The 23,785-nt window shown below is 68.2% G+C and carries 26 protein-coding genes, 1 tRNA gene and 1 riboswitch; of the genes, 10 read left to right on the forward strand and 17 right to left on the reverse strand.

Features of this window, described 5'->3' with window-relative positions; all coding sequences use genetic code 11:
* Positions 1-121 precede the first annotated feature (121 nt).
* Positions 122-1,549 (forward strand): rifampin monooxygenase, encoded by a 1,428-nt coding sequence (rox, locus tag ACQPYY_RS13080; RefSeq protein ID WP_433593924.1) that lies wholly within the window; start codon positions 122-124, stop codon positions 1,547-1,549.
* Between the two features lie 187 nt (positions 1,550-1,736).
* Here the strand turns inward: rox and ACQPYY_RS13085 are convergent, their stop codons facing one another.
* From ACQPYY_RS13085 to ACQPYY_RS13125, 9 genes are all read right to left on the reverse strand, one after another.
* On the reverse strand, positions 1,737-2,948 hold the full coding sequence (locus ACQPYY_RS13085) for a hypothetical protein (protein WP_433593925.1): 1,212 nt from the start codon (positions 2,946-2,948) through the stop codon (positions 1,737-1,739).
* A gap of 82 nt (positions 2,949-3,030) precedes the next feature.
* Positions 3,031-3,336, reverse strand: a complete 306-nt coding sequence (locus ACQPYY_RS13090; protein WP_357094104.1) for a hypothetical protein — start codon at positions 3,334-3,336, stop codon at positions 3,031-3,033.
* 93 nt (positions 3,337-3,429) lie between these two features.
* Positions 3,430-3,502: transfer RNA gene (locus ACQPYY_RS13095), tRNA-Gly, on the reverse strand.
* A gap of 138 nt (positions 3,503-3,640) precedes the next feature.
* On the reverse strand, positions 3,641-4,990 hold the full coding sequence (locus ACQPYY_RS13100) for a hypothetical protein (RefSeq protein WP_433593926.1): 1,350 nt from the start codon (positions 4,988-4,990) through the stop codon (positions 3,641-3,643).
* The gene (locus tag ACQPYY_RS13105) at positions 4,987-6,660 is read right to left on the reverse strand and encodes a cutinase family protein (protein ID WP_433593927.1); all 1,674 of its coding nucleotides are present in this window, start codon (positions 6,658-6,660) and stop codon (positions 4,987-4,989) included. Before ACQPYY_RS13105 ends, ACQPYY_RS13100 begins: the two co-directional genes overlap by 4 nt.
* A 17-nt stretch (positions 6,661-6,677) precedes the next feature.
* Positions 6,678-7,334, reverse strand: a complete 657-nt coding sequence (locus ACQPYY_RS13110; RefSeq protein ID WP_379097140.1) for a hypothetical protein — start codon at positions 7,332-7,334, stop codon at positions 6,678-6,680.
* Between the two features lie 515 nt (positions 7,335-7,849).
* Positions 7,850-8,728 (reverse strand): MinD/ParA family ATP-binding protein, encoded by an 879-nt coding sequence (locus ACQPYY_RS13115; RefSeq protein WP_433593928.1) that lies wholly within the window; start codon positions 8,726-8,728, stop codon positions 7,850-7,852.
* Between the two features lie 3 nt (positions 8,729-8,731).
* On the reverse strand, positions 8,732-9,592 hold the full coding sequence (locus ACQPYY_RS13120) for a hypothetical protein (protein WP_433593929.1): 861 nt from the start codon (positions 9,590-9,592) through the stop codon (positions 8,732-8,734).
* A 757-nt stretch (positions 9,593-10,349) separates the two neighbouring features.
* Positions 10,350-11,723, reverse strand: coding sequence for a hypothetical protein (locus ACQPYY_RS13125; protein WP_433593930.1), 1,374 nt, complete (start codon positions 11,721-11,723; stop codon positions 10,350-10,352).
* Between the two features lie 362 nt (positions 11,724-12,085).
* Between ACQPYY_RS13125 and ACQPYY_RS13130 the strand changes: the two genes are divergently transcribed.
* Complete coding sequence (locus ACQPYY_RS13130; RefSeq protein WP_433593931.1) at positions 12,086-12,742, forward strand: hypothetical protein; 657 nt, start codon at positions 12,086-12,088, stop codon at positions 12,740-12,742.
* Positions 12,743-12,746: 4 nt separating this feature from the next.
* Here ACQPYY_RS13130 and ACQPYY_RS13135 read toward each other — a convergent pair whose 3' ends face one another.
* The 4 genes from ACQPYY_RS13135 to ACQPYY_RS13150 form a co-directional block, all read right to left on the reverse strand.
* The gene (locus tag ACQPYY_RS13135) at positions 12,747-13,061 is read right to left on the reverse strand and encodes a DMT family transporter (RefSeq protein WP_433593932.1); all 315 of its coding nucleotides are present in this window, start codon (positions 13,059-13,061) and stop codon (positions 12,747-12,749) included.
* 9 nt (positions 13,062-13,070) lie between these two features.
* A riboswitch (guanidine-III (ykkC-III) riboswitch) is annotated at positions 13,071-13,134 on the reverse strand.
* Between the two features lie 83 nt (positions 13,135-13,217).
* Positions 13,218-13,835: a LysE family translocator gene (locus ACQPYY_RS13140; protein ID WP_433593933.1), complete on the reverse strand. Its 618-nt coding sequence runs from the start codon at positions 13,833-13,835 to the stop codon at positions 13,218-13,220.
* A gap of 39 nt (positions 13,836-13,874) precedes the next feature.
* Positions 13,875-14,075, reverse strand: a complete 201-nt coding sequence (locus ACQPYY_RS13145) for a DUF397 domain-containing protein (protein WP_433593934.1) — start codon at positions 14,073-14,075, stop codon at positions 13,875-13,877.
* Entirely contained in the window at positions 14,072-14,971 is a 900-nt protein-coding gene (locus tag ACQPYY_RS13150; protein ID WP_433593935.1) for a helix-turn-helix domain-containing protein, read from the reverse strand. Before ACQPYY_RS13150 ends, ACQPYY_RS13145 begins: the two co-directional genes overlap by 4 nt.
* 142 nt (positions 14,972-15,113) lie before the next feature.
* On the opposite strand from ACQPYY_RS13150, the gene ACQPYY_RS13155 reads away from it, so the two are divergent.
* Positions 15,114-15,317, forward strand: coding sequence for a hypothetical protein (locus tag ACQPYY_RS13155; RefSeq protein ID WP_433593936.1), 204 nt, complete (start codon positions 15,114-15,116; stop codon positions 15,315-15,317).
* A 4-nt stretch (positions 15,318-15,321) separates the two neighbouring features.
* Entirely contained in the window at positions 15,322-15,546 is a 225-nt protein-coding gene (locus tag ACQPYY_RS13160; RefSeq protein WP_433593937.1) for a hypothetical protein, read from the forward strand.
* 19 nt (positions 15,547-15,565) lie between these two features.
* Here the strand turns inward: ACQPYY_RS13160 and ACQPYY_RS13165 are convergent, their stop codons facing one another.
* Both ACQPYY_RS13165 and ACQPYY_RS13170 read right to left on the reverse strand, forming a co-directional pair.
* The gene (locus tag ACQPYY_RS13165) at positions 15,566-15,931 is read right to left on the reverse strand and encodes a hypothetical protein (protein WP_433593938.1); all 366 of its coding nucleotides are present in this window, start codon (positions 15,929-15,931) and stop codon (positions 15,566-15,568) included.
* 9 nt (positions 15,932-15,940) lie between these two features.
* On the reverse strand, positions 15,941-16,588 hold the full coding sequence (locus ACQPYY_RS13170) for a hypothetical protein (protein WP_433593939.1): 648 nt from the start codon (positions 16,586-16,588) through the stop codon (positions 15,941-15,943).
* A gap of 288 nt (positions 16,589-16,876) precedes the next feature.
* Between ACQPYY_RS13170 and ACQPYY_RS13175 the strand changes: the two genes are divergently transcribed.
* Positions 16,877-17,593: an LppP/LprE family lipoprotein gene (locus tag ACQPYY_RS13175; RefSeq protein ID WP_433593940.1), complete on the forward strand. Its 717-nt coding sequence runs from the start codon at positions 16,877-16,879 to the stop codon at positions 17,591-17,593.
* 131 nt (positions 17,594-17,724) lie between these two features.
* Here ACQPYY_RS13175 and ACQPYY_RS13180 read toward each other — a convergent pair whose 3' ends face one another.
* A complete protein-coding gene (locus ACQPYY_RS13180) occupies positions 17,725-18,453 on the reverse strand; it encodes an Imm52 family immunity protein (protein ID WP_433593941.1) in 729 nt (242 codons plus the stop codon).
* Positions 18,454-18,688: 235 nt separating this feature from the next.
* Here ACQPYY_RS13180 and ACQPYY_RS13185 point away from each other — a divergent pair, with 235 nt between their 5' ends.
* The 5 genes from ACQPYY_RS13185 (at position 18,689) to ACQPYY_RS13205 (ending at position 22,255) form a co-directional block, all read left to right on the forward strand.
* Entirely contained in the window at positions 18,689-19,528 is an 840-nt protein-coding gene (locus tag ACQPYY_RS13185) for an acyl-CoA thioesterase domain-containing protein (RefSeq protein WP_433593942.1), read from the forward strand.
* A gap of 86 nt (positions 19,529-19,614) precedes the next feature.
* A complete protein-coding gene (locus tag ACQPYY_RS13190) occupies positions 19,615-19,866 on the forward strand; it encodes a hypothetical protein (RefSeq protein WP_433593943.1) in 252 nt (83 codons plus the stop codon).
* Between the two features lie 62 nt (positions 19,867-19,928).
* On the forward strand, positions 19,929-20,645 hold the full coding sequence (locus tag ACQPYY_RS13195; protein WP_433593944.1) for a PP2C family protein-serine/threonine phosphatase: 717 nt from the start codon (positions 19,929-19,931) through the stop codon (positions 20,643-20,645).
* Between the two features lie 5 nt (positions 20,646-20,650).
* Positions 20,651-21,058, forward strand: a complete 408-nt coding sequence (locus tag ACQPYY_RS13200) for a hypothetical protein (protein ID WP_433593945.1) — start codon at positions 20,651-20,653, stop codon at positions 21,056-21,058.
* A gap of 786 nt (positions 21,059-21,844) precedes the next feature.
* Complete coding sequence (locus ACQPYY_RS13205) at positions 21,845-22,255, forward strand: hypothetical protein (RefSeq protein WP_433593946.1); 411 nt, start codon at positions 21,845-21,847, stop codon at positions 22,253-22,255.
* A gap of 103 nt (positions 22,256-22,358) precedes the next feature.
* On the opposite strand, the gene ACQPYY_RS13210 is transcribed toward ACQPYY_RS13205, so the two are convergent.
* Positions 22,359-23,522 carry an IS110 family transposase gene (locus tag ACQPYY_RS13210; RefSeq protein ID WP_433593947.1) on the reverse strand — a complete coding sequence of 388 codons (1,164 nt, stop codon included), beginning with the start codon at positions 23,520-23,522 and terminating at the stop codon, positions 22,359-22,361.
* Positions 23,523-23,785 lie beyond the last annotated feature (263 nt).

Here is a 23,785-nt window from a genome sequence, read left to right on the forward strand (position 1 = left end):
GCGTTCGGATTTCCCTCCCCCTTCAACGTATATCGCAGTGGGGGGCTTGCGGCAAGGCCCCGGGTATGCCGCAGAATCGTCGACCGTAAGGCGATGACCTGCGGAAATCAGGAGGGCGTTCATGGTCGATGTGATCATTGTCGGGGCCGGGCCGACGGGGTTGATGCTGGCCGCGGAGCTGCGGTTGCACGGGGTCGGGGTGGTCGTGCTGGAGCGCGATCCGGAGCCGACCAAGGTCGTGCGGGCGATGGGGATGCACGCGCGCAGTCTGGAGGTGCTCGATCAGCGCGGGGTCGCGGATCGGTTCGTGGCGCTGGGCAAGCAGCACGACCCGAGCGCGTTCTTCGCCGGGATCGTCCCGTCGAAGCCGTTGACGTTGGACAGCTCGTTCCCGTTCGTGCTCGGCCTGCCGCAGCCGATCACCGATCGCCTGCTGGCCGAGTGGGCGGTCGAGCTCGGCGCGGAGATCCGCTACGGCGCGCTGGTGACCGGGCTGACCCAGGACGAGACGGGCGTGACGGCCGACCTGGCGGACGGTTCGACACTGCGCTCGCGCTACCTGGTCGGCAGTGACGGCGGCCGCTCTGCCATCCGCAAACTGGTCGGCGTCGACTTTCCTGGCGAACCGGCCCGCTTCGAAACCCTGCTCGGCGAGGTCGAATTGACCGCCCCTCAGGACGAGGTGATGGCGACGGTCATGGAGGTCCACAAGACCCACCGCCGTTTCGGTGCGGTCCCGCTCGGTGGCGGCGTCTACCGCCTGGGCGCCCCCGCTGACGGCCTCGCCGGGGACAGTGACACCCCGCCCACCCTCGACGACCTCACCCGCCAGGTTCGCGCCCTGGCGGGCACCGACTTCGGAGCCCATTCCCCGCGCTGGCTGTCGCGTTTCGGCGACGCCACCCGCCTCGCCGACCGCTATCGCGTGGACCGAGTCTTCCTCGCGGGCGACGCCGCCCACATCCACCCCCCGAATGGCGGCCAGGGACTGAACCTGGGCGTCCAGGACGCGGTGAACCTCGGCTGGAAGCTGGCCGCCGCCGTATCCGGCTGGGCCCCGGCCGATCTCCTCGATACCTACGAATCCGAACGCCGCCCCGTGGCCGCCGACGTCCTCACCACCGCCCGCGCTTCCAGCGAACTGACCTCCCTCGACCCCGGCCAGCAAGCCATCCGCCGCATCCTGACCGAACTCATGGAGTTCGAGGACGTCCACCGCTACCTCATCGAAAAGGTCACCGCCCTCAATATCCGCTACGACCTCGGCTCCGCCGACGACCTGATCGGCCGCCGCCAACGCGACGTCCCCTTGAAGAACGGCCGCCTCTACGAACACCTGCACCAGGCCCGCGGCCTCCTCCTCGACCAAACCGGCGCCCTCTCGATCACCGGCTGGTCCGACCGAGTCGACCACGTGGTCGACATCAGCGACCAACTCGCCGCCCCGGCACTCCTGCTCCGTCCCGACGGCCACATAGCCTGGGCGGGCTCGGACCAACAAGACCTCCTGATGGCGCTGTCCCGCTGGTTCGGGACCGCCACCCCGTGATCGCGCACCTGCTCGCCACCGGCGAGACATCCGACGAGCGGTCCGGCGTGATCGCGGTGCGCCGCTTCGTGTTTCCGTACCGGCGCCGGTCACAGCCGTGACCGGCGCGGTCCGTACCAAGATCACGGAGCGGTCCTGGCGGAGAATCGGGCGAGATTCGTCGGTGAATGCTCCCTGATCTCGGTGGTCAGCGGGTGAGGCGGAAGGGGCCTCGGTGCCACTGCCAGTCGTGGCGGTGGACCAGGGCGGCGAGGTCGAGGAGGGTGAGCCCGCTCTCGCTGCGGAAGGCGTCGAGGGCGGGCCAGGTGAGCGGGCCTTGGGAGAGGCGGCTCATCAGGGTGGACTCGTGGTGGGTGTCCACCTTGCGGGACAGCAGTTCTGGGAGGCCATGGCGGCTGCCGGTCCAGGTGAGCCAGCCCCAGCCGCGGGTGAAGGCGGCCGCGCGGGAGGCGGCGGCTCGGGTGCGCTGGGGGTGCAGGGCCGTGTGGGCGAGGGGGGAGACGTCGATGAGGACGGTGCGGCCGTCGGTGAAGGTGGCTGCGGCGGTGGGGTAGTGGACGCGCTCGCTGCCGTCGAGGTCGTAGGTGACGGCGACGGGGAGCTCGCGGAAGGTCTCGACCCGCGGGCTGGTGTCGAGCAGCCGGAGCAGGCGGGCCTGCAATGCGGTGTCGAAAGTCACTTCGCGGCCGAGCTTTTCGGAGAACATGTGGCCGCGACTGTCGTCGTCGTAGTCGAGGCGGCCCGCCGGGAGCGCGGGCAGCGGCTCGGGGCTCCCGCCCTCGGGCCATTCGACGCGGCGCGGCCACGGAGCCCAGACGTCGTCTCCCGCATCGGCGGTCGTGACCGCGGCGGTCCCGTCCTGCCCCGGCCCGGGCAGTAGATGCCAGCGTCCCTTCTGCTGCCAGCCCGCGATGCGCTGGAAGACGAAGCCCGCCAGGCGTTTCGCGTCCTGGAGGTCGTGTCCGGCGAGGCGGAGTTTCAGGTAGGCCCAGTCCTGGGCGGCGATATCGCCGTCGGTGGCATAGGTTTCGGCGAGCAGGGCGCGCACGAGGCGTTCGTCGCCGTGGCCGACGGGGTACCGCTGGGCGAATACCGACAGGTCGGGCTGGCCGGTGGCGAGGGTCTGGCGCAGCATGGCGCCGACCGCGCGGGTGTAGAGCTGGCGGGCCCGGTCGCGGGAGACCCCGAAGCGCGCGCCGAGCAGCGTCAGCGTTTCGGGGTTCTCGCCGTCGAGTCCGAGTCGGCAGGTGATGAGTTCGGCATCGCGGGGCCGGTCGGCCGCCACCTCGGCGGCGAGGCCCGCCAAGACTTCGTGGACGTGCTCCAGCCCGAAGTCGACCCCGTCTGCCGGGTCGTCGCGCAACAAGGTGCGCGCGGTGCGTGTGTCGCTCGTCGTCAAGGCGGCCCCTACCCGTGTTCGCCAGTCTGTTCGACGAGCGTAGCCGGGGCCACTGACAGTCGGCGCTGTACGCGCGGGAGGGTCAGAGGACGGCGTTCATGATGGTGCCCGCGCTGGTGGCGACGATGCCGCCGATCATCGCGCCGGCCACCATCTTCGGCGAGGCGAGCCCGCTGCCCGACCACTTCTCCCAGGCGAACCGGCCGCCGGCGTAGGTGATGGCCATGACGCCCGACAGCAGCACGAACCAGGTGAAGTAGCGAACCAGCTTCATGAGTTTGTCCGCGACCGGGGGAGTCTCCGGGGTCGGGTTTCCGAGCTGGGCGAGTGGGGCGGACACGAGGTCATACTGGGAGAGCACAGTGTCGTGGAAGGCGCTGAGCAACATGGTCACCCTGCAAAGGTACCGCGAATTCGGGCCGACATGCCCGGGAATGTGCGCCAGATCTAGTGCGCGAGAACAACTTTCGTTGTCGTGTTGAGCGGATGACGAGATTCGAACTCGCGACCCTCACCTTGGCAAGGTGATGCGCTACCAGCTGCGCTACATCCGCATCGCTTCCGTTCCGGCGTCTCCGCCCGTCCGGCTGCGAGAGAGAACATTAGCCCACCCGCGCGCCAATTCCAAAACGCCCTGGCTAACCCTGAGTACCCCTGCCTGCCACCTCGCCTTCCGGGCCGGGTCGTACCGGCTATTTCGGGGTGTCCTCGTTCATCGGGACCAGTGCCGAGATGAGGGTCGCGCCGCCGAACTGCGTGGTGATGACCAGTTGCGGGGCCCAGGTGCGTTTGGTGGCGTCGGGATGCTGCTCGGTGACGACCATGATGTGCTGGCCGTCGAACGGCCCGGGCATGATCTGCACGCAGTAGGTGGTGCCGACCGGTATGGAGTCGATGCCCGCCTGGATCTGTTCGATGGACGGCGCGGGTGCGTCGGGTGCGTACATCTCGCGCACGGCCTTGCCGGATCGGTCGACGTAATACCGGTTCTGGAGTGCGAGGATCGCCTCCGGCCCGGACCGCGTGCTACCCGGTCCGTTGCCGCGGACGGTGCCGCCCTTGGCCTCGTTGGGGCACAGGTTGGCGGGCAGCCCGGACGCGGGTTGATCGGTGGCGGCGGTCGTGGCGGGAGCGCCGGCGACCGGGGCCGCCGCGGGCGTGGTGGCCGCGGCCTTCGCACGCTGGTCGTCGCCCTCGCCGACCTTGGCGATCTGCACGACGATCGCCGCCGTCACCACGATCGCGGCCAGGGCGCCCAGCACGGGGACCGCCCACCCGCGTTCGCCGGTGGCGGGGAACCGGAATCGCGGCCCCGATCGGGTCGGGTGGGGCGCTCGCTTCAGCGGTCGGCGTTCGTCCGGGAACCCCCATTCCGAGGATCCGCGCTCGCGGGGCGGAGTGAAGTCGCTGGACGCCCGATCCTGCAGGGAGTCGTACACCGCCTGGGCGCGAGGGGAATCGTGTGCGGTCCGGGTGCGGTGCGCGGCGGCCTCACGGGACGACGGTGTCGGATGCGTTGATGGCTGGTGTGCTGACGAGGCCGGGTGCGGGGACGGCTGGTGTGCTGACGACGCCGGGTGCGGGGACGGCTGGTGTACCGGCGATGCCGGGTGCGCCGCCCGGTACCGCGAGGCAGGCTCGCTCTCCCGGGTCCGCGGCGGCTCCGAACTCCTCGCGTGCGACGGCCTATCGCCGGTCCGCGCCGGGGAAACGTGGTCCGCGGTCCAGACATCGGATCGTCCATGGGCTGATCGGTTGTCGGTCGTGCTGTGTTCGGCCCGGTGCCGCGCCTCGTATTCCGCGGCTTCGTAGTCCCCGGTCTCGTCGTCGTAGAACTCGTCGTATCCGTCGTCGGGATCGTCGTCGTACGCGTTGTGGACGTCGTGGCCGCGCGTCGACCCCGCATACGAGTTCCGCGGCGGCGGCCCGCTCGCGCCGGTGATCCAGTCCGCCCAGCTGCCGGTGTACGCGCCCTCGATTGCGGGGGTGGGCGGTTCCGCCCCCGGACCCGTTGTCCGCGACCCTGATTCGGTGGTGCTCATGGCGTCGCCTGCGGGATGAGGTTGGGAATCAGCGGTGCCCCGCTGCTCGGCGTCGTGGTGAGCACGCCGCTCGGCACGGTGGTGGCCGCGCCGCTCGACGGCGTGGTCGTGGCCCCGCCGAGCGGGAACTGCCCACCCGGCACGACCGTGGTGGTCGCGGTGGTGGTGCCCGCGAAATCCATTCCCACGCTGGGCTTGTCGCTACCGCCTCGCGGTGTGGCCCCGGGTGTCACGGCTCCCGACAGGTCGTGTGCGACGGCAGCGAACCACCGTCCCACCCAGTCGGTCGGGCTGGCCCCGAATCCCGCGCCCTGGGCGTGGGTGTAGTCGTGCTTCTGCGCGGTGTCCCAGTACCGCACCCAGGTGGTGATGTCGAGCAGATCCTTGTTGTCGGTGACGTTCTGGGTGACGGCGGAGAACGCCTGCGTGGTGAGTCTGCTGATGGTGGTGGGCGGCACCAGGTTGGCCGCGGCCCCGACCAGTTTCGCCCCGAACACGGCCAGTCCGGCGATCGGATTCGCGAGTCCGGCGGTGGCGATCTCGGCGATATTGCCCGGCGTGAGAATGTCTTTCACCACGGCCACGATGGAGTTGATGGCGATGGTGCCGACCTTGAGCAGCGCCTGGAACGCGCCCGGGATGTCGACCTGGGTGTTGGGGTTGGAGGCGTCGGCGATGCGCTGCGAGATGGATTTCTGCGGCTGATAGGACATGTCGGTGAGCGAGGTCCCCGACAGGTCCTTGTTCACCACGGAGGTGGCGGTCTTGATGGAGGTGAACGCCAGCGCCTCCGCGATCGACTTCAGTGATCCGATCGGGTCTCCGGCCGAAAGCTCCACCTGCCCGGCGATATTGGCGACGGTCCGCACCAGCGGCGCGCCGACGGGGGTGTCGCAGGCCAGGTCGCCTTCGGTGCAGAATTCGGCGACCCGCCCGACCAGCGACCCGAAGTTCTCCAGCGTGCCGGAGTCGGGTGCGATGCCCGCGCCGGAGGCGGTCTTGGTGGCGGGCGGATCACCCAGCCCGGCAACCGTTTTCCCGTCGGTTCCGGGTGCGGCGGTGGGCAGTTTCTGGTCCGGTTTGCCGGGGAACAGCGGCGCGTTGGCATTGCGGTTCGGGTCGCCGAACAGGGCCACGGCCGCGATCTTCTCGGCGGGCACGGTCCCCTTGCCCGCCCCGACCTCCTGCGCGAACACCGAGGCCACGTGCGCGCCCTGCGAGTATCCGGCGATGGCGAGCCGCGTGTTCGGGCACCGGTCGGTGATCTGTTTCGCCATGGACCGCAGCCGTTCCAGGCCGCCGGTCACCGACTGGCTGTAGGTGGTCTTGGAGACGGCGACCACGCCGCCGAAGGACGCCTCGTAGGGCACGTAGGCGCGGTCGACGAGGCCGTCCCCGGCGTCGGCCATCATGGGCCGGAACACTTCCGACAGCATCCCGGTGTCGGTGGTGACGGCGGCGTCGGGGGAGGATTCGCCGGTGCCCTGGATGCCGAGCGCGTACAGGGCCGGGCATGTGTCGATCGGCACCGTGGTGTCGGGCGGGCCGCCGTGGGCCACGGCGAGGTCGAACACGCCGGGCCCGGTGGCCGCGGTCCCCACCACGCAGACGGCGGCGGTGAGCAGCGCCGCGCTTCGGAACCATCGGGTGGACAGCAGTTGTCGATGCACGACGCACCTCGTTCAGGTTATGGGCCGACTGGGTCCGCGCCGTGTTGCGCGCGTTCGGTGATCCGGGTCCCGGCTGTGCGTGCCGCGGTGAGGATCTGCTCGGCCAGGAGCCGAACCGGTTGCGGGGGAGTGCGGGTGGGATCGCCTTCTTCCATCGGCGAGACTCCGGCGGCGGGATCCCAGGCCGCCATCTCGTAGGGTTCCAGCGCCCGCCATTGTTCGAGCCACCCGAGCCGCCAGGTGCGGGCGCCCAGCTCGATGGCCAGTCCTTCCATCTCCTCGCGCCGTTGCGCGACCGGAACCGGCAGCGGCCGAGCCGAATCCGCCACCGTCAGCACCCCGACGACCGCGCTCCCGGCGGGCGTCGCCCGCGCCTGATGCGCCAGCAGCGCGCGGTGCAGCGCGTTGACCCCGCGCAGATGACTCCGCCCGACCAGCACCACCAGCGGCGAGTCCATATCCGCGCCCGCGCCGATCCGCGCGGGCCAGCGCTGCCCGGCATCCCCGGCCCAGCGCAGACTGGCCGCGAGACTGCTGACCCCCGCCCCGCCGTGCACGCCGACCAGCCACAGCAGGGGCGGCCGGGGCGGCCGGTTCGGTACGGCCCGATGCCACATCGCGACCGGGGGCACGCCTGTCGGCGGGGGAGTCTGGTCGACGGCCTCGAAGAGCATGTCGCGGCCGCGCGATCGCTCGCTGACGTCGCCCTGGGGATGGTGCTGTCCGTCGTCCGGTTCCGGTGGGTTCGCGCTGCCGGGGCTTGTCCTATTTGCGTTGCCGGGAACGGTCAGGCTCGCGGTGCGCGGAGTCGTCGTCCTCGTGCCGCTGGGAGCCGTCGTGCTCGCGGTGGGCGGCGTCGTCGTGCTCGTGCTGCTCGGAATAGTTGGAGTTGTGCCGTTCGGAACGGTTGGAGGCGTGCCGCTGGCAACGATTGGAGTCGCGCCGTCCGGGGGCGGCGGGTTCGTGCTGACCAGGGTTGTTCGTGGCGTGCTGCTCGTGGGTGGCTGGATCGGTTCGCTCGGGGGCCGCTCGGCCGGGCTACTTGCGGCCGGTTGGTTTGTGCCGGAGGGTGTTTGCGGCCGGTTCGGGTCGGCTGGGGGCGTGGCGGCTGTACGCCAGGCTCCGGCCCCTCGGGGCTGCCACGAGGCGGACGGTCGGGGCGTCGCCGGTCCCGGGAGCTGGGTGCTGGTCATCGCAGCGCTCCCAGCAGGGTGAGGTAGGCGTCGCGGGTTTCGGCGGCGAGCCGGTGCCAGGAGATGGGGCCGCCGGTGGCGAGGTGCAGGTCGAAGGGGATCTGGACGACGGCGCGCACCCAGGAGCCCAGGTGGGTGCGCACGTGGTCGATGACGGTGGCGGCGGAGCCGGGCACCTGTTCGGTGAGCACGATGACGGCGTCGCCGACGACGAATTCGCTGAAGTTCTCGTCCAGCCAGGTGAGCGCGGGCTGCAATCGGTTGATGGCGTCGGGCCGTGCGGCCACCGTGATCACCAGCCCGACGCGGGGATCGGACAGCAGGGGAGCGGCCAACCGGCTGGTGACCGGCGCGCCGGCGTCGAAAACACCCAGTAGTCCGGCGTTTTCGAGATATCTGGCCACCGAGGTCAGGGATTCCCTGCGCGGCAACGGGTCCGGTGTCCGGGGCAGCACCCGCACGCCGGTGGAGGTCTGTCCCGAGCAGGCCCCGACGCTGGCGGCGGTCCCCGGATCGCGGGTGCCGAGCCAATTCTGGAGTGAGCTCACGGGTGCGGCGGTATCGCAGCCCCGCAAGGCCACGTCCCCGCCGCCGAGCGTGGCGTCCACCACGACCGGCCACACGTCGCCGTCGCTGTCCACCGCGGCCGCGGCGGCCAAGCCGAGCGCGGTGGTGCTGGCTCCCGACGACCCGGATCCGCCCAGCACCAGCGCCGCGGGCACCGCGGCCCGCACGAGTCGGCCCCGCCCGCCGTGCAGTGGCACCGCATCGGTGGGTGACCCGGCGGGGCCGGGCCGCATCAGGTCACTGTCGTACGACTCCCCGTCGCCGCCGTGGCCGGCCGGTGGCCGGATCCGGTCGTCGATATCGACCATGGCTCACCGGCTTCCGGCGATGATCGAGGTGATGGTGGTGCGCCCGTCGCGGGTGGCGGTGGTGATGACCTGCTGCCACGAGGTCTGGGTGCCGTCGGGGTGCTTCTCGTCGACGGTGACGTTCCACCGGTCGCCGTCGGCCTCGGTGATGGTCACGCAATGCTTTGTCCCGGCCGGGGTCGCCGAGATCGCGTCGCGTGTGGCCTGTTCCGGCGCGACGCGGGCATCGGCGCTGAGCACCGACCGCACCGCCGCCGCGTCCCGCAGCACGTACCACGCGTACTCGAGCCGCATGATCACCCCGGGCCCGCTGTCGAGGTTCCCGGCCCCGGCCCCGCTCACCCGCTGCGGCGTATCCGACTCCCGGCACCACACGGCCAGTCCCGGCTGATTCCCGCTGGCGGTACTTGTGCCCGCCGGGCCCGCGGACGTGCTCCCCGCACTGTTCCCCGGAACGGCCTGCGGCTCACTCGAATCCCCGGCCGACGACACCAGCCACGCCACGCCCGCCACGATCACGAGCGCCAGCGAAACCCCGGCAATCGCCAGGGCTCGTGCCCGGATCCGCATCCGCCGTTGCGTCTGCACTGCCCGCCGCCGCGCCTCGTCGACCAGCGCCGCCATCGGATCCTCGGCCCGCAGATCCTCCACGGCCCGCCACTCGTCGTCCCACCCGGAGTCCCGTCCCACCGAAACCGGCTCCGCGACGGCCCCTTCCGTCAGCCACGAGGCCCACCCCGCCACCTCCACCGGCTGGGTCCGGGCCTCAGGCACGCCCCCGACCGGCACGATCTCCGGCATCACCGGCCGCCGCCCAGCCCCTTCACCCGCCACCGATTCCCCACGGACCGCAGGTTCGGTCACCGGCTCCTGATCCTCGGACGGGCCCGATTCGCGTCGATGCCGCGACGCGCCAGGCTTGGGCACCCGCCGCGTGGCCGCGGAGTCGGCCTGGTGTGTAACGGGCGTGGCTGCGGAGTCGGCCTGGTGTGCGACCGGCGTGGCTGCGGAGTCGGCCTGGTGTGTAACGGGCGTGGCTGCGGAGTCGGCCTGGTGTGTAACGGGCGTGGCTGCGGAGTCGGCTTGGTGTGTAACGGGCGTGGCTGCGGAGTCGGCCTGGTGTGCGACCGGCGTGGCCGTGGAGTCGGCCTGGTGTGCGACCGGCGTGGCCGCGGAGTCGGCCGGGAGTGCAACGGGCGTGGCCGCGGAGTCGGCCTGGAGTGCAACGGATTCAGTCCGGTGCGGACCGGATTCGGTCTGATCCGCCCCGGATTCTGTCTGCCGCGCCCCGGATTCCGTCCCATCGGCGGTCTCGGCCCGTGATCGGTGAGTCCCGGCTGGTCCCGCTTCCGCCTGCTGGGCGGTGGGTTCGGTTCGGGGCGTGGCGGTTTCTGGACGCGCGTGGCTGCCTGGTCGCGCGGTCGAGACGGGTTGGGGCTCGGGCGCGCTGGGCTCGAGCCGCAGGAAATCGCTGTCCGGCCGGTCCGGTCCGGGCTCGTGGTGGTGCGCCGCGGCGGCCTGGTCGGCGGCGCGGGGTTCATGCTGGGCGGGTAGGGGGCCGGGGGCGGAGTCGCTGCCGGCGTTGTCGTCTGCGGTCACGGCGTCATCCGTGTCGTTGCGGTCACGCGCCCGGCGGGGCGGGCTGCAGGGCGGCGATGAAGGCTTCCGGGGTGATCGCGGGCATCTGCGCCACCGCGGCCCGGAACGAATCGACTTGCGCGTTCACGCCTTCCACCACCTGCTCCACCACGGGCGCGGCCTGCGGCACCGCCGCGGCAACCTGCTGCCCCGCATCGGCCACCACCTGCTGCACCACCGGCGCGGCCTGCGCCACCGGCTGCTCCAGCACCGGAGCCACCGCCTGCGCGACCGGCGTCACCTGCTGCTCGATCGCGGCCCCGACCTCCTGCACCGCGGGCACCGGCTGTTGCGCCACCGGCGCAACCTGTTCGATCGCCGTAGCGACCTGCTGCACAACCGGAGCCGCCCTCTGAGCCATCGGCGCGACCTGTTCGATCGCCGCCCCGAGCTGCTGCAACGCGGGCGCGAGCATCTGCGCGACCTGCGCGGGCACCCAGGGCAGTGCGATGATAGCCGAAACCGGCTGCACCCCAGGTGAACCCACGGCAGGCCCCGACCCCGGCACCTGCGCAGCGGTATCGATCAAGGCAGGGGGAGCGGGAGGCGCTGGTTGGGTTGCATCTCCGCCACTGAGTGCACCCGCTCCAAGCGCAGCGAGAGCGCCGCCCCCGACGACCAACGGAACACTGACAAGTCCGCCGAGCGAACCGCCGCCGACGCATCCTGCGATACCACCGACGATTGCGCCTGCGGGCGCTCCGATTCCGGCGGTCGGGATGCCAGCGATGGCTGCACCGGCGAGGGCACCGACTGCTGCACCGACGCCACATCCGATTGGGGCTAGAACGGCGGGCGCGGCGATGCCGACTGTTCCGGCACCGATCAAAGCGCCCATCGAGCTCGAGGCCGCCATTCGATCGGCGTCATCTCGAGAGAAGCCCATGCGGTCGTAGGCGGCTGCGATCTGCCATTCCGCCATATCGAGATAGGCCTGGGCCTTATCGCGGGTCTTCAGATCGATCCAGTCGGGCAAATCGACCCGTCCGGTGCCGACGCGCAGCTTGTGCGGGTCGGCGGGAATGACTTCGGGTGCTTCGACTACCGGCTGATCCGGCTGGGTCGCGTCGGGCTGCGTGCTCTGTGGCTGCGTGGCCTTCGGCTGGATGATCGTGTCCTGCTGCGGCGTCGTCTGCTGCTTGGGTCGCGGCCGGTTCGGGGCCGGGATGGGCGGGTCGGGGATGTAATCCGCCGGGCTGGGCGCCGCGGGCGGTGGGGGCTGGGTGCTCAAACCCGGCTGCCCGTCGCCGGGCACGGCGAGCCCCGGTTGCCCCGGCGCCGCGACGGCGACCCCTTGGCCCGCGACCAGCGCGATGGGCAGCATCGACAGCAGGATCGACGTTCGTTTGGTCTTCATCTCCCCGGTTCCCCTTCCCCGAACGGACAGCAGCGGGCTCGCGACCCGATCCCCCCGAACGCCAGGGCATTACGCACCACTGGCAGATGACACAGGCGGCCCACCGGAACCAGGTCCCGATGATCCATCATCAACCCCACCACCTGCGATGATCATGTTGCGGCCCTGATGTTACCCGGATCGCGGGTCCCCGCAACCGGTTCCGTGACAGGAGTGACGAATTGTTAAACCGATCCGATCAACACTGCTGGACCCTCCGTCCGGCCCGTCCGCGTCATAGAGTGAGCCCGACCGCGCGGCCGCCGAACTCGCGTCCCCGCAACGCTTCTCGACCGTACTCGGGTTGTCCGGGAGGAATCATCGTGCGCGCCAATTCAGCACACCACGCGCAAACTTTCACCGCCGCATTGGCGGCCCTACTCGTCTCGGCGACCGCCGTCACCGTCTCTGCCTGCGGTCTAGGCGACGAGCCCGCCGCCAAATCGACCACCACGGCGGCAGATCCGTCCCGCCCGCCCGCCGACGTGCGCTGGGAAAACTACCAGGGCGTCCAACTCCCCATCGGCGGCCACGACGGCCCCAGCAAACTCGGTACCACCGCCGCGGGCTACACCCGCACGCCCCAGGGCGCGGCTTTGGCCGCCATCAACCACAGCACTCGCCTGTCCCTGGCCCCCGACGGCATCTGGCCCCAGGTGGCCGCGATCTCCCTGATCCCCGGCGTCGCCAAGGATTCCTGGGTCCTGGCCCGAGCCCAGATCTCGATCACCGCCCCCGCCAACCAGACCGTCGCCCCCCACATCGCCGCCTACAAACTCACCGCCTACACCCCCGACCGCGCCGACCTCACCGTCTACGCCACGTACTCCGACGCCAGCGTCACCGCGTCCACCGAAACCGTCGTCTGGGTCTCGGACGACTGGCGACTCCAGCTGCCCGACCCTTCTGCCAAAACCCCGACGATCCAATCGGTCCCCGCCATCCCCGGCGACGCGGTGAAGCTGGCCCCGGCCAAATAGCCTTCTACCCGACCAGCTTCAACCCCATCACACAGGCGACGATCCCGCCGAGCAGCACCAGCTTGACCGCGCTGACTGCGGCCTCCCCGGTGGCCATCGAATACACGACCGTCAACACGGCCCCGATGCCCACCCAGACGGCATATGCGGTCCCCACGGGCAGCCCGCGCATGGCGTACGCCAGCCCCGCCATACTCACCACGAGTGCGACGCCGAACACGGCGGTCGGCCCGAGCCGGGTGAATCCCTCCGACTTCCCGAGCGCGGTAGCCCACACGGCTTCGAAAGTCCCGGACACCACCAGCACCAGCCACGACATGACAACCTCCGAAGGCCGTCTTGTCGCACGCCGGGTACGGCTCCCTCGTCCGGGCCCCTGATCGGGACTACCTCCACCATCGCAAACGCCCAGCGATCCGGGCAAATTTCCAGATGGTGATATCGGCCTCCACCCCCGACCCCGCACAGCTCACACCTATTGGTTCTGCACGGCCAGCCGTCCCGCGAGTGCGATGAACGAGACCCCGAACACACGGCGCATCCACGTCATCACAGCGGGGCGGGAAATGATGCGGCCGCGCACCCCCGCCGCGAAGGCTCCGTACACGGCGAACACCACGAAGGTCGCGAGCATGAACAGCCCGCTCAGTTCCAGCATGCGCACGGTGGCGCCGGTCGAACCGGTCGGCACGAACTGCGGCAGGAACGCGAAGAAGAAGATCGTCAGCTTCGGGTTGAGCACATTGAGCAGAACGGCGGACACGATCACCCGTCCCGCCGTGGGCGCGGCCTCGGAACCCTCCTCCGAGATGACCAGAACTTCCTTGTCCCGCAGCGTATTCCACGCCATGTAGAGCAGGTACGCCACGCCCAGGTACTTCAAGGTCTGAAACGCCACGGCACTGGCGTTGAGCAGCGCCGCCAGCCCGGTGATGGCCGCCACCATATGCGGCACGATCCCGAGCGTGCACCCGAAGGCCGCGATCACGCTGGCCCGCACCCCGCGCGCCAACCCCGCGGCCAGCGTGAACAGCACCCCGGTACCCGGCGTCGCCACAATGACAAGCGTCGTCAACAGAAACTCGATGCTCATCTCCCGCACAGTAACCGAGCGCCGAGTCCAGCGCCGCGATTAACGACGCCAGACTTCGCTGCCCAGGAACCGATCCCACTGCTCCCCGGAGAAGGTGAGGATCGGGCCCGACGGATCCTTGGAGTCCCGCACCCCGACGGCGGTGGCGCTGTCGTCGAGGAATGCGACCTCGACGCACTCGTTGGCGTCGGCCGAGTGGGACGACTTGAACCATCTGGCATTCGACTGATCGGTTATCACGCCGCGTACTCCTTCGCGATGTCCGACATCAGAGCTCTGGTGTCATTCTCGCTCAACGCTACTCGCTGGAGGCTCGAGATCGCGTTCCTGAACCGCTCGATGACGCGGTCGCTCTCGAGGTAGAGCGCACCTTCCGCGCCGTCGATGTAGACGCACGGCGGCTCCTTCAAATGGCATGACAGGGGCGGGAATTCGAGCAACGTGAACGACAGGATCCCGTGCCCCGCATGTGAGTCGGAACTGAACGGTACGACGCGGATCGAGACGTTGTCCCTCATTCCGACCTGCGCGAGGTAGCGCAATTGGGCGGCCATGACGGATGGGCCGCCGAGTCGGTGGCGCAGCACCGCCTCCGACAGGATCGCGTCCATGCGGAATCCCGGTTCGGCGCTGCGTTCCTGCCGTCGGGCCGCGAGTTCCAATCGCCGCTCGATATCGTTCTCGGCCAGGTCCGGGTATGCGGCTCCGATAATGCTCCGGCGATATTCGGCAGTCTGCAACAGGCCTGGCACGTGTACGAGCTGGTGGCTGATCCAATGATTACTGGTCGCTTCGAGTCGCAGGTAATGGTCGAAATGTGGGGCGTACTGATCGGCGTACGCCTGCCACCACCCCTTGTAGGTGCCCTGTAGCTTGGCGGCCTTGTCCTGTTGCCGCACCTCCTGCCACATCTCGAGGGCTTCGAATCTGACCTCGGGACTGACTTCGTACAGATCCAGGAGTGATTTGAGCTGTGGCGTAGTGATTTTGGTCGGGAGCCCATCCTCCAACCGAACCACCGTTTGCTTGGAGGTGTCTATTTGCAGGCTGGCGGTTAGCAATGAGGCCCCGACATGCTCGCGAAGTCCGCGCAGGAATCGACCGAATGCCCTTTTGGGGATGGTGGATCCGACCATTTCGTTAGCCTCTCTATCTGGGGAGTGCCTTTCGTGGGGTGGCCCGCCGTGGAACGCCAGCGCAATTCGTTGAAGCTCTTCCGCAATGGTGGCTGTGCGATCACAGTTGAGTCAACCAAGAATTCGCTACAAGGAGGCCGAAATGCCCTGGGACGCATGGGCCCTGCTCGCCATCATCGCCCTCTGCACCGCGATCACTGCCCGCACCGCCGTGGACTCCTACCGTCTCTCGCGGGAGTCCCGCACCGACACCCTCCGCCTGTCCCTCACCGGCGGCGGCCACCTCGACATCCCTTGCCCGCCCGGCCATCCCACCGGCCGCCACCGCACCCACGACCCGAGGTGACCCCATGACCCCCGCCGAAATAGCGGTCCTCACCGCTCTCCACCCGGACCGCACCCTGACCGCCCCGCAAATCCAGCAGTCGGCCAGCCTCACCGGCCATCGCACCCGGACCGCCTTGTCCCACCTCGAATCCCGGGGCCTCATCACCCCCAGCCGCCCCCGGGGCCGTTACCGCATCACCCCTCGGGGCCGGGCCGCCCTCGCCACCAAGGCCCGCAGGTTCTCCTGATGCCGCGCCGGAACAAGGGTCAGTGCTCGATGGCGTCCTGCATTCCATCCGGCTGGTCGCGCGCGGGCTCCGCCTTGGTTCTGAACGCGGTGGCGAGCAGTACCAACGCCGTGACGATCAGGACGTGGGCGGTGAGCATCACCGCCATGGGGAGGGCGAAGCCTTCATTGGTGAGAATGCCGTGGTCGCCCACGCAGTACAGGGTGTAGTTGGTGGAGGTGCCTTCGGAGTCGTGGAAGGTGTCGGAGACGACCATGGGTTCGGTGGCCGAACAGAACAGGGGAGCGGTGAGTTTCGCTTCGCCGGGCCAGATGGCGACGGGCACGACGATGCTGAAAGCGCCGACGGCGAGGCCGGTCGACAGGGCTGCCATCACACGGGGCATCGTCTACACCTACTGGGCTCGGAGGAACACGCCGGCGCGGTCGAACTCGACGACCACCTCCGAGCGCGCGGAGACGACATTGGCGACCATGCGGATGTCCCGGCCGAAGCGGCTCACCAGGACGGCGGTGACCTGCCCGTCGGGGATCTCGCTGCGTGTACGGGCCGTATCGACGAGGTCTTCGATCCGCGAGAGCCCCGGAACCTCGCTGACCCTGAAGTTCTCGCCGTCCAGGTCGTCGAAGGAGGAAACCCGCACGGGGCGTGGGTCACTCAGGTCGCCGAGCGTGAACGAGTAGTCGTCCAGCACGCGTGGTGGTCCGGGCGGCCGGACCCGCACCCGGACCGTGGGTTCGCGCGCGGTGAAATCACCCCCGTCGAAGAACCTGGTCACTTGGGCGGGTTGGTTGTTCACAACCAGTCGGAACTGGGTGGAGTTCGGTGCAGTCAGCAAGATGACATTCACCTCCGGATCGCTCGCCCCGATGCGCTGCGCCAGCGCGGCGATAGCGCCCTGCGGCAGCGCACTCACCAACCCGCCCCCGCGGGCCCGTATCTCCTTCTCGAAATCCGCCCGATCCACCGCCCCGATGCACCCGCTGGTACTCCCGAGCACGGCCAAGCACACCACGACACGAAACCACCCGCCACCACGCATATCCCGAATGCTATGCGTAGCGAACCACTTGCGCCGCGCCGCTCCTCGACCGCGTGTGCTTGTCATGAGCCGAGCCGCCGCCAGCCGCAACTTCTTGCCGTTGGTTGAATCTATCTGTCGAACATGCTGTTTGCGGAAGCCTGAGTACCGATTGCGCAGCCGCCCTTGATTTTTGGGGCATACCGCCCGCAGGCGTTCCGATTAACGCCCGCCTGATTGAACCCGATGACCAGTATGTCCTTCCATTCGGTTGGAAGTCGGGGATGAGGTGTCGATGCGAGGAGAAACATGAAGGCCAAACCAGTGCTGTTCGCCGTGTTCGCCACCGCCCTGGTGGCGGCCGCGAGCGGATGCTCCGGCAGCTCGTCGACCCAGGCGGGACCAGCGAGCACGACAGTGGCCGCATCCCCGAGTAAGACCGCACCGGCGCAGGGCGACCAGTCGGCTCCGCCGCCCGCCCAGGCCCCGGGCAACCAGGGCGGCGATCCCTCTGCGGGCGAGGCCAATCCGCCACAGGCCGCACCGGCCACCGGTGCCGCGACCGACTCGCCGCAGTCCACGATCGTGCCGGTGACCACGAATCCGGCACCCAACGGCAGCGGCCACGGAATGTGCTTCGACCTCAATTCCGGGCTCTCCAATTCGGCGATCAAGAGCCTCGCCCCGGCCTCGACCGGCGCGTGGGGTAATCCGTTCGCGAGCGAAGACCCGATTTCGGCGGGCTGCGAGGGCATACTGTCGTGGATGACGGTGGAATCGGGCAATATTCACCCGTACACCCATGTCCTGTTCTTCACCAACGGCACCTACCTCGGTACCGCGACGTCCAGCCCCTACGGCTACACCAAGGTCATCGGAAAGACCGCGAATACCGTCTCGGTGCAATACAAGTGGGCGAAATCCAGTGACGCCCTGTGCTGCCCTAGCGGCGGCCCCAGCGTGGTGACCTTCACGCTCTCGGGCGGCAAGGTGGTGGCGAAGGGACAATTCCCGCCGAGCAATTGAGTGTCCGATGTTCGGAAGGGCTGACCTCGTCGCGATGTAGCGGCTGGCATCATGAGCGGAATCATCAAGTGGGGGCGCATTCCGCTCCAGCCCATGGCCGCCCAATAGCAGGGTGAGGGCGAGCGCGGGTATCAGAACGTAGCGCGGTCGAACGGGATCGGGAGCTCGTCCATTGCCCCGGCGGCACGTAGTCGGATGTTCGCTTCGAGGATCGTCTCGATGGCCGGTGACTGCGTGCCGTCACCGGTGAGGTCGATGACCAGCCCATCGTGTGCGGTGTGGACGTAGGTTGCGGGCAGCCCTTCGGGCGCCAGGGCGGCCCGGCGAGCGGAGAGGAAGACCGCACCCCCACAACGGGGTGCGCTGTTGGCCAAGTCGAATCGTTCGGTCACCGCGCGGTACTGGTGCTTGTCGTAGACCTGTCCGGCGTCGATCTCCCAGTGCTCCGCGAGCAGACGCAGGATCTGCGGAGCGCGCCGAATCACCTGCGCGGTCTCGTCGATCTCGCGTGACCGGAAGGCGAGTACGACGGAGTTCACCGCGTAGCGCGAGGTACTGCCCGCGTGAATCGCCATGGACACGTGCGCTGTACCGGTGTTCTTCGCCCACAGCGACGTCGTGTATCCGATGACGTCGAGGTCGGGTCCGGTATTCGTGCGCTCGATGTAGTCCGCCAGTGCGGGGACCGAGGGCTCCACCACGGGATCGGACGGGAGGTCCGCGCCGGCCTCGTGCCATCGCTCGAACGTCGAGCCATCGATGTCCGCGAGCACGCGCAGCGTGGCGTACCACCGTTCAGCGATGCCCGGCACGGATTCCCCGCGGAGGCCCCAGAATCCGTTGACCACGACGTACAGCACGACACGTTCTCCCTCATGTGTTGACTGGCTGCCCTGTGCGGCGTGGCCGCCACCATAAGACGCGGGGCCGACAGCCCGACCATGCAACGACGATCAGCTGGCCGATGAACTGCACAAGGCGTGGCTCGAACGTGAGGAAGACCTCCGCAGCCAACAGGTCACGTACACCATCGAGGAGGGCAAGCTTGATCGAGGCATTTCGACCTTCTCCTACGCGACTGATAGGCGGTTCACCATGACGACGCCGTTGCAGATTCCGACCCCGTTCGGGGACGTGCGCCTGGAAGCGGAAGACTCCGGGTTCCGATCGATCGTGCCGCCCGAATTGTGCTATCAGGGAATAGGTTTCGGGGGCTACTCCGCGGCGGTCGCCGCGCTGGCGGGGTTCGCGCACATGCCGGGCCGCACATTGCGCAGCATCCACACCGTGTTCACCGCGCCCACCAAGCCCGGCGCGCTGCGGGTGGCGGCGCGGGTGCTGTCGGCCGGCCGCAGCTGCGGATTGTGTGAGGTCACCATCGAACAGGAAGGCGCCCTGGTGTTGACCGCCTTGGCGTGGTTCGTAGACCCGCAGATGGTGAATGGCCTCGAAGGTGAAGGCACCCAGCGGATCTCGTTCAGCGACTGCGACCGTGTGCCCTGGGTGACCGAATGGGCACCGTTCTTGAAGGGACTGAACCTGCGAGCAGTGGATTACCCGCTGACCTACGACGACTTCTATGACGGACAAGCGCGCGTCGCGCTGTGGGCGGTGCCGGACGCCACAGACTCCGAGCACCGATCCACCGAGATCTGCGGACGCTTGACCGACATCATGTTCTTCGACGCATTCCTCTTGGACGCCGGGATGCGGACCGAGTCTCCCCTGACTCGCATGGTCAGCCTCGATCTGTCGGTCATCTGGTCGTCAGGCCACGCAGCACCCGCGCCCACGCTGTTGGAAGCCGACGGGCGAATCGACCACCAACTGGCCGGCATGCAAGGGACTCTCCGCGATACGACCGGGGCGGTACGGGCATCGGCCACCACCCAGGCCCGAGTCTTCCGGACAGCACGCGAACCCCACGGTTCATAACTGGTCACGCCTTCGGCCGGCCGTGCAGGTTCTCCGGCATCCGCTGCGATCATGGGCGGGGAATCACTATGGAGTCGGGAGTCGGCATGGCCAAGCTCGATCGTGAGCAGCTCATCGAACTGGTCGCGCGTGTGGCGCGCGCCGAAGGTAGTGACGAGCAGCTGGATGAATGGCTCACTCAGCTACACGATTCGGTGGCGGACCCGCACATCTCCGACCACATCTTCTGGGACTTCTCCGACCCGCCGCTGACTCCTGAACAGATCGTGGACAAGGCGCTGGCCTACCAGCCGATCGTGCCGGTCGGACCGGAACAGCCGACGATTCCAACGGAGTGATCTGCTGCCGAGGCGCTCGCCCAATCGGGCGTCGGCGTTTCGCCGTGGATAGCCTTGACGCTGTGGATGGTCTCGACATCAGAACCGCCGTGGGCAGCGATACGGGTAACCGCTATTCGGCGAACTTCGACGTCACTTACCTCGTTGAGAAACCTTTGTTCGCGGTGCTGGCCGACGGTATGGGAGATGGAGCGGGCAGCGCGGCCGCGGGGCGGATCGCCGTCGATACCTTCGTCGACTACGCCACGCGTGTGGCAGAGCCGGGGCCCGACACGCTGCGCGACGCGGTGGCAGCAGCTCATGCCAGGGTGAGCCGTGCCGGCCGTGAATTGCGGGACCTCGCCGGGTGCACTCTTACCGCCATGATCGCTGCGCCACAGGGTTGCTGGCTCGTTCAGATCGGTGACTCGCGTGTATATCGGTGGCGTGCCGGGCTGCTCGAACTGTTGACCACCGACCACACGATGGCATGGCTAGGGGCTGTGCACGGTTTGTATCCGTTCGACTCGGCACAGGCCGCGGCAGCGCGGTATCAACTGACCCGCTATGTCGGCCATGGGTCCGCGCCAGAACCCGATGTGTTCAGCGTGACGATGAGACCCGGTGACCGATACCTGCTGTGCACCGACGGCGTATCCGAGCAGGTCGGCTACGACGACCTACGGACCTTCCTCGGTCGGGATACACCGCCGGACTCCGTCGTCACCGCCCTTCTGGCGGCCTGCGAGACAGCGGGCGGAAACGACAACGCCTCCGCCATCGTGATCCGAGTCGACTGAACAACATGTCCGAGGTTGTGAACTTGACGGCGGTTGATTCCGCGGGCGTGCAGTGGCCGGTCGTGCTTCGTCTGGGTGAGCCTTCCGTGGCGCGGGTGGAGTTAGTGGGTCATGGCGTGTTCGGGTCGGCCGATGACGACTACCTGAGTTGCCTGCTCGCTGTCCGCGAGTATCTGGAGGCCAGGGGCCGACTGTTGTGCTGTCAGGGCGCTCGGCCAGACGTGTGGCCGTCGGGCACGTTGCGGCAGTTCGACAATGGCCGGCGCGCACACGTTCTCGACCATGATCGGCGAGGTGCGGAGCTCGAGGTGGTGGACATCTTCGCGCCGGCGCCGGCGGAGGTGGTCGTGAGCGTGTTGGATCAGGGCAAGGCCGTGTTCGCGTTCCACGGCTTGCCCTGGCGAGGAGAGTAGCCGCCACCTCACCGCCGGAAGATCGGCGCAGACCGGGAATATCCTGTCTTGCCGGATACCACGCTGCCCGAACCGGCCAGCGCGGCACCTCGGAAGATCAACGGGCAGACCGCCGTAGGGCCGCCGGCAATGCGCACTCATGCCGAGTTGAGGGTGTGGATGACTCCGGCTTCGAAGATCGATCGACGCTGTGCCGATCCCCGCCGTCATCAGTCGCAACGGCTTCCGCGCTTGATCGGCCGCCACGGGCCCCTTCCTGTGTTCCGCATTGCCCCACAACATGATTAGGGCGATTGACCGATAGCGGCTGATTTCCTTGATCGCTACCATCGAGTTGGTTGTTGGGCAGACACTCTCAGCATCTCGAACCGAGGATGGTCCACTATGCGCTGGATGCGATCGAGAGTCTTCGCTGATCCGCCGGTGGAACTCACAGACGCGGAACGCAAACGGGGCGAGCGGGCAGCTCGTCAAGCGGCTCGCGACGCGCGGAAGTCCCTGGTAAGGACAAAGCGGTACCAGTATCGGCGCTACCGGGAAAAGGCCGGTGACAAGTATCTGGATTGGCAACAGTGGCGCATCACGTATCTCGAGGAATACAGAAGCGGACCCCTCCCCGAGTCCACGAGGGGCGGCATCTCCGCAGGGGACAGCTTCAGTGCGAGCTGACGCCGTGGGTCGGGCTGAGCGGGTCAGCCTCCGAAGAAATGCCGTGAGTGCACGGTTGCACTCCATTCGATCTGGTCGCTGACGCAGGCAATTCAGGCGCTACGGAACCATCCGCTCATGCCGCTCACGGGTCGATCCGGAGCGGCCGGCACGGTCCAGCTGAAAATCGAACGCCCCGAGATCATCTCGGGGCGTTCGTGTGTCTGGAACGTCCGCAACTGCGAATACCGAGTGGCGCATGCCGGTGAGCCAGTATCTTGCGAAGCGAAACTGTTTCACATCAAGTATCGGGGAATACTCATGCGTCGTATCCTTGCCCTCGTCGTGCTCACCGCCGCGGTCCTCACCACCGGAACGGGTTTGGCCGCAGCCGAACCGCTGTCGACCGGTTCAGCCTCGGGTTCGGCCTCGGGTTCGGCCGAGACTGTCGCCACTGTTCTCTGCGCGGTGGTCAAGATCTCGGCCTGCTCGATCTCGGTTCCTGAAAGCAACCTGCCGGTCTCGATGCCCGAGAACAACGTGTGGTGAATAAGTCCACGCCAGCGGGAGGATCGCCGATTGCTCCGTCGGTGGTGGGGCGGGCACCGGACTGAGCGGCTGACGTGACGCACTGAAATGGCTCCCCTCTATGTCAAGACGTCGGCGCGGGTGCGGGGTTAGCCTGGTTGTTGGGTCCGGGATGTGGCTTGTCCGAAGGATCGGTGTGCGGGTTGGAGCCGGTCGCGCTGGAGTCAGGAGTCGTTCCCGATTGCCCTCCCGGGCCTGCCAATTCGCGGTGTCGTTCATCGGTGAGCATCCGAACGTAGATGACGTTCGAGAGTCGTCGTTTGAGGGCGCGGATTGCTTCCATCGAGGTCTTTCCGCCTGCTTTGCGGCGGTCGTAGTAGGCGCGGCCGGTGGTGGTGCGGGTTCGTAGTTGAACGATGGCCATGATGTGCAGGACCCGGTTGATCTTGCGGTTGCCGGCTCGGGAGAGCCGATGTCGCTGCTGATCACCGGAAGAGGCGTCCAGGGGTGCGGTGCCGTTCCAGGACGCGAACCGATTCCGGTCGTGGAATCGCCTAATGTCACCGACGTCGGCCAAAAGCCTTGCCGCGGAGGAAGGTCCGATTCCGTGTAGATCCATCAGGGTGGATCCGCGTTCGAGGACCAGTTGCCGCAGTTCTTTGTCCGCGGCCCTGGTTTTGCGGTCGATGGTTTCCAGGTCTTCGATCAGCTCGGCAACCAGCCGCAGCCGGATCGCGACGGCCGCGTCCGATGGTGTGATTGCAGCGATCAACTCGCGGGCCTGGCGCACGGAGAGAAAGACTTTTGCGCCACCAGGGATCAATTCCAGTAGCAATCGGTGCAGCCGGCAGAGGGTTTCGGTGCGGGCGCGACCGAGTTCGTCGCGGTGGTCGGCGAGCATGCCCAGGGCGATCAGTTCCGGATCGGCGGTGACGCGTCGCAGATTCGGTGCGCGCAGGGCAGCCAGCGCGACCGAGTGGGCGTCGACCGGGTCGGTCTTGCGGCCGTTGCCGGTGGCGAAGACCCGCACCTGCGCCGACAGTTTCGCGGGCACGTCGATCACGGATTCGCCGTCGTGAACGAGACGGTGCGCGAGGTGCCGGCCGATGCCGTTGCAGCCCTCGACCGCCCATACCCGGTCGTTGAATTGTTGTGTAGCAGCGAGCATTTCCGAATAGCCGATGTTGTCGGTGCTGTATCGGCCGGTGACCAGGACCCGTCCGGTCGGGTCGATGGCTTCGATGGTGGCCGAGCGTTTGTGCGGGTCCATTCCGATGATGACGGTCATCGCTGTTCCTCCCGTGTCAGCGAAACATGGTGTCCGTGCGGGAGGGCACCGCTAGTACGAGCGTCGGGCAGACCCCTCTTCAGCCACTCCCTGCACGGCACCCGGCGGGAGGCAAGCCATTAGAGAGCCACACCAATCCAGACGGTGGGCAGCCGCATGAACGGAGCATCCCACCGGGCACCTGGATCAAATCCTGGCCGGGATCCGATCCTGACACCAGTCTCTTACTAGCCGCATACCGCGCTGCCCGAAGCGGCCAGAGC

The sequence above is a fragment of the Nocardia sp. CA-145437 genome (assembly GCF_050956485.1).
Lineage (GTDB): Bacteria > Actinomycetota > Actinomycetes > Mycobacteriales > Mycobacteriaceae > Nocardia.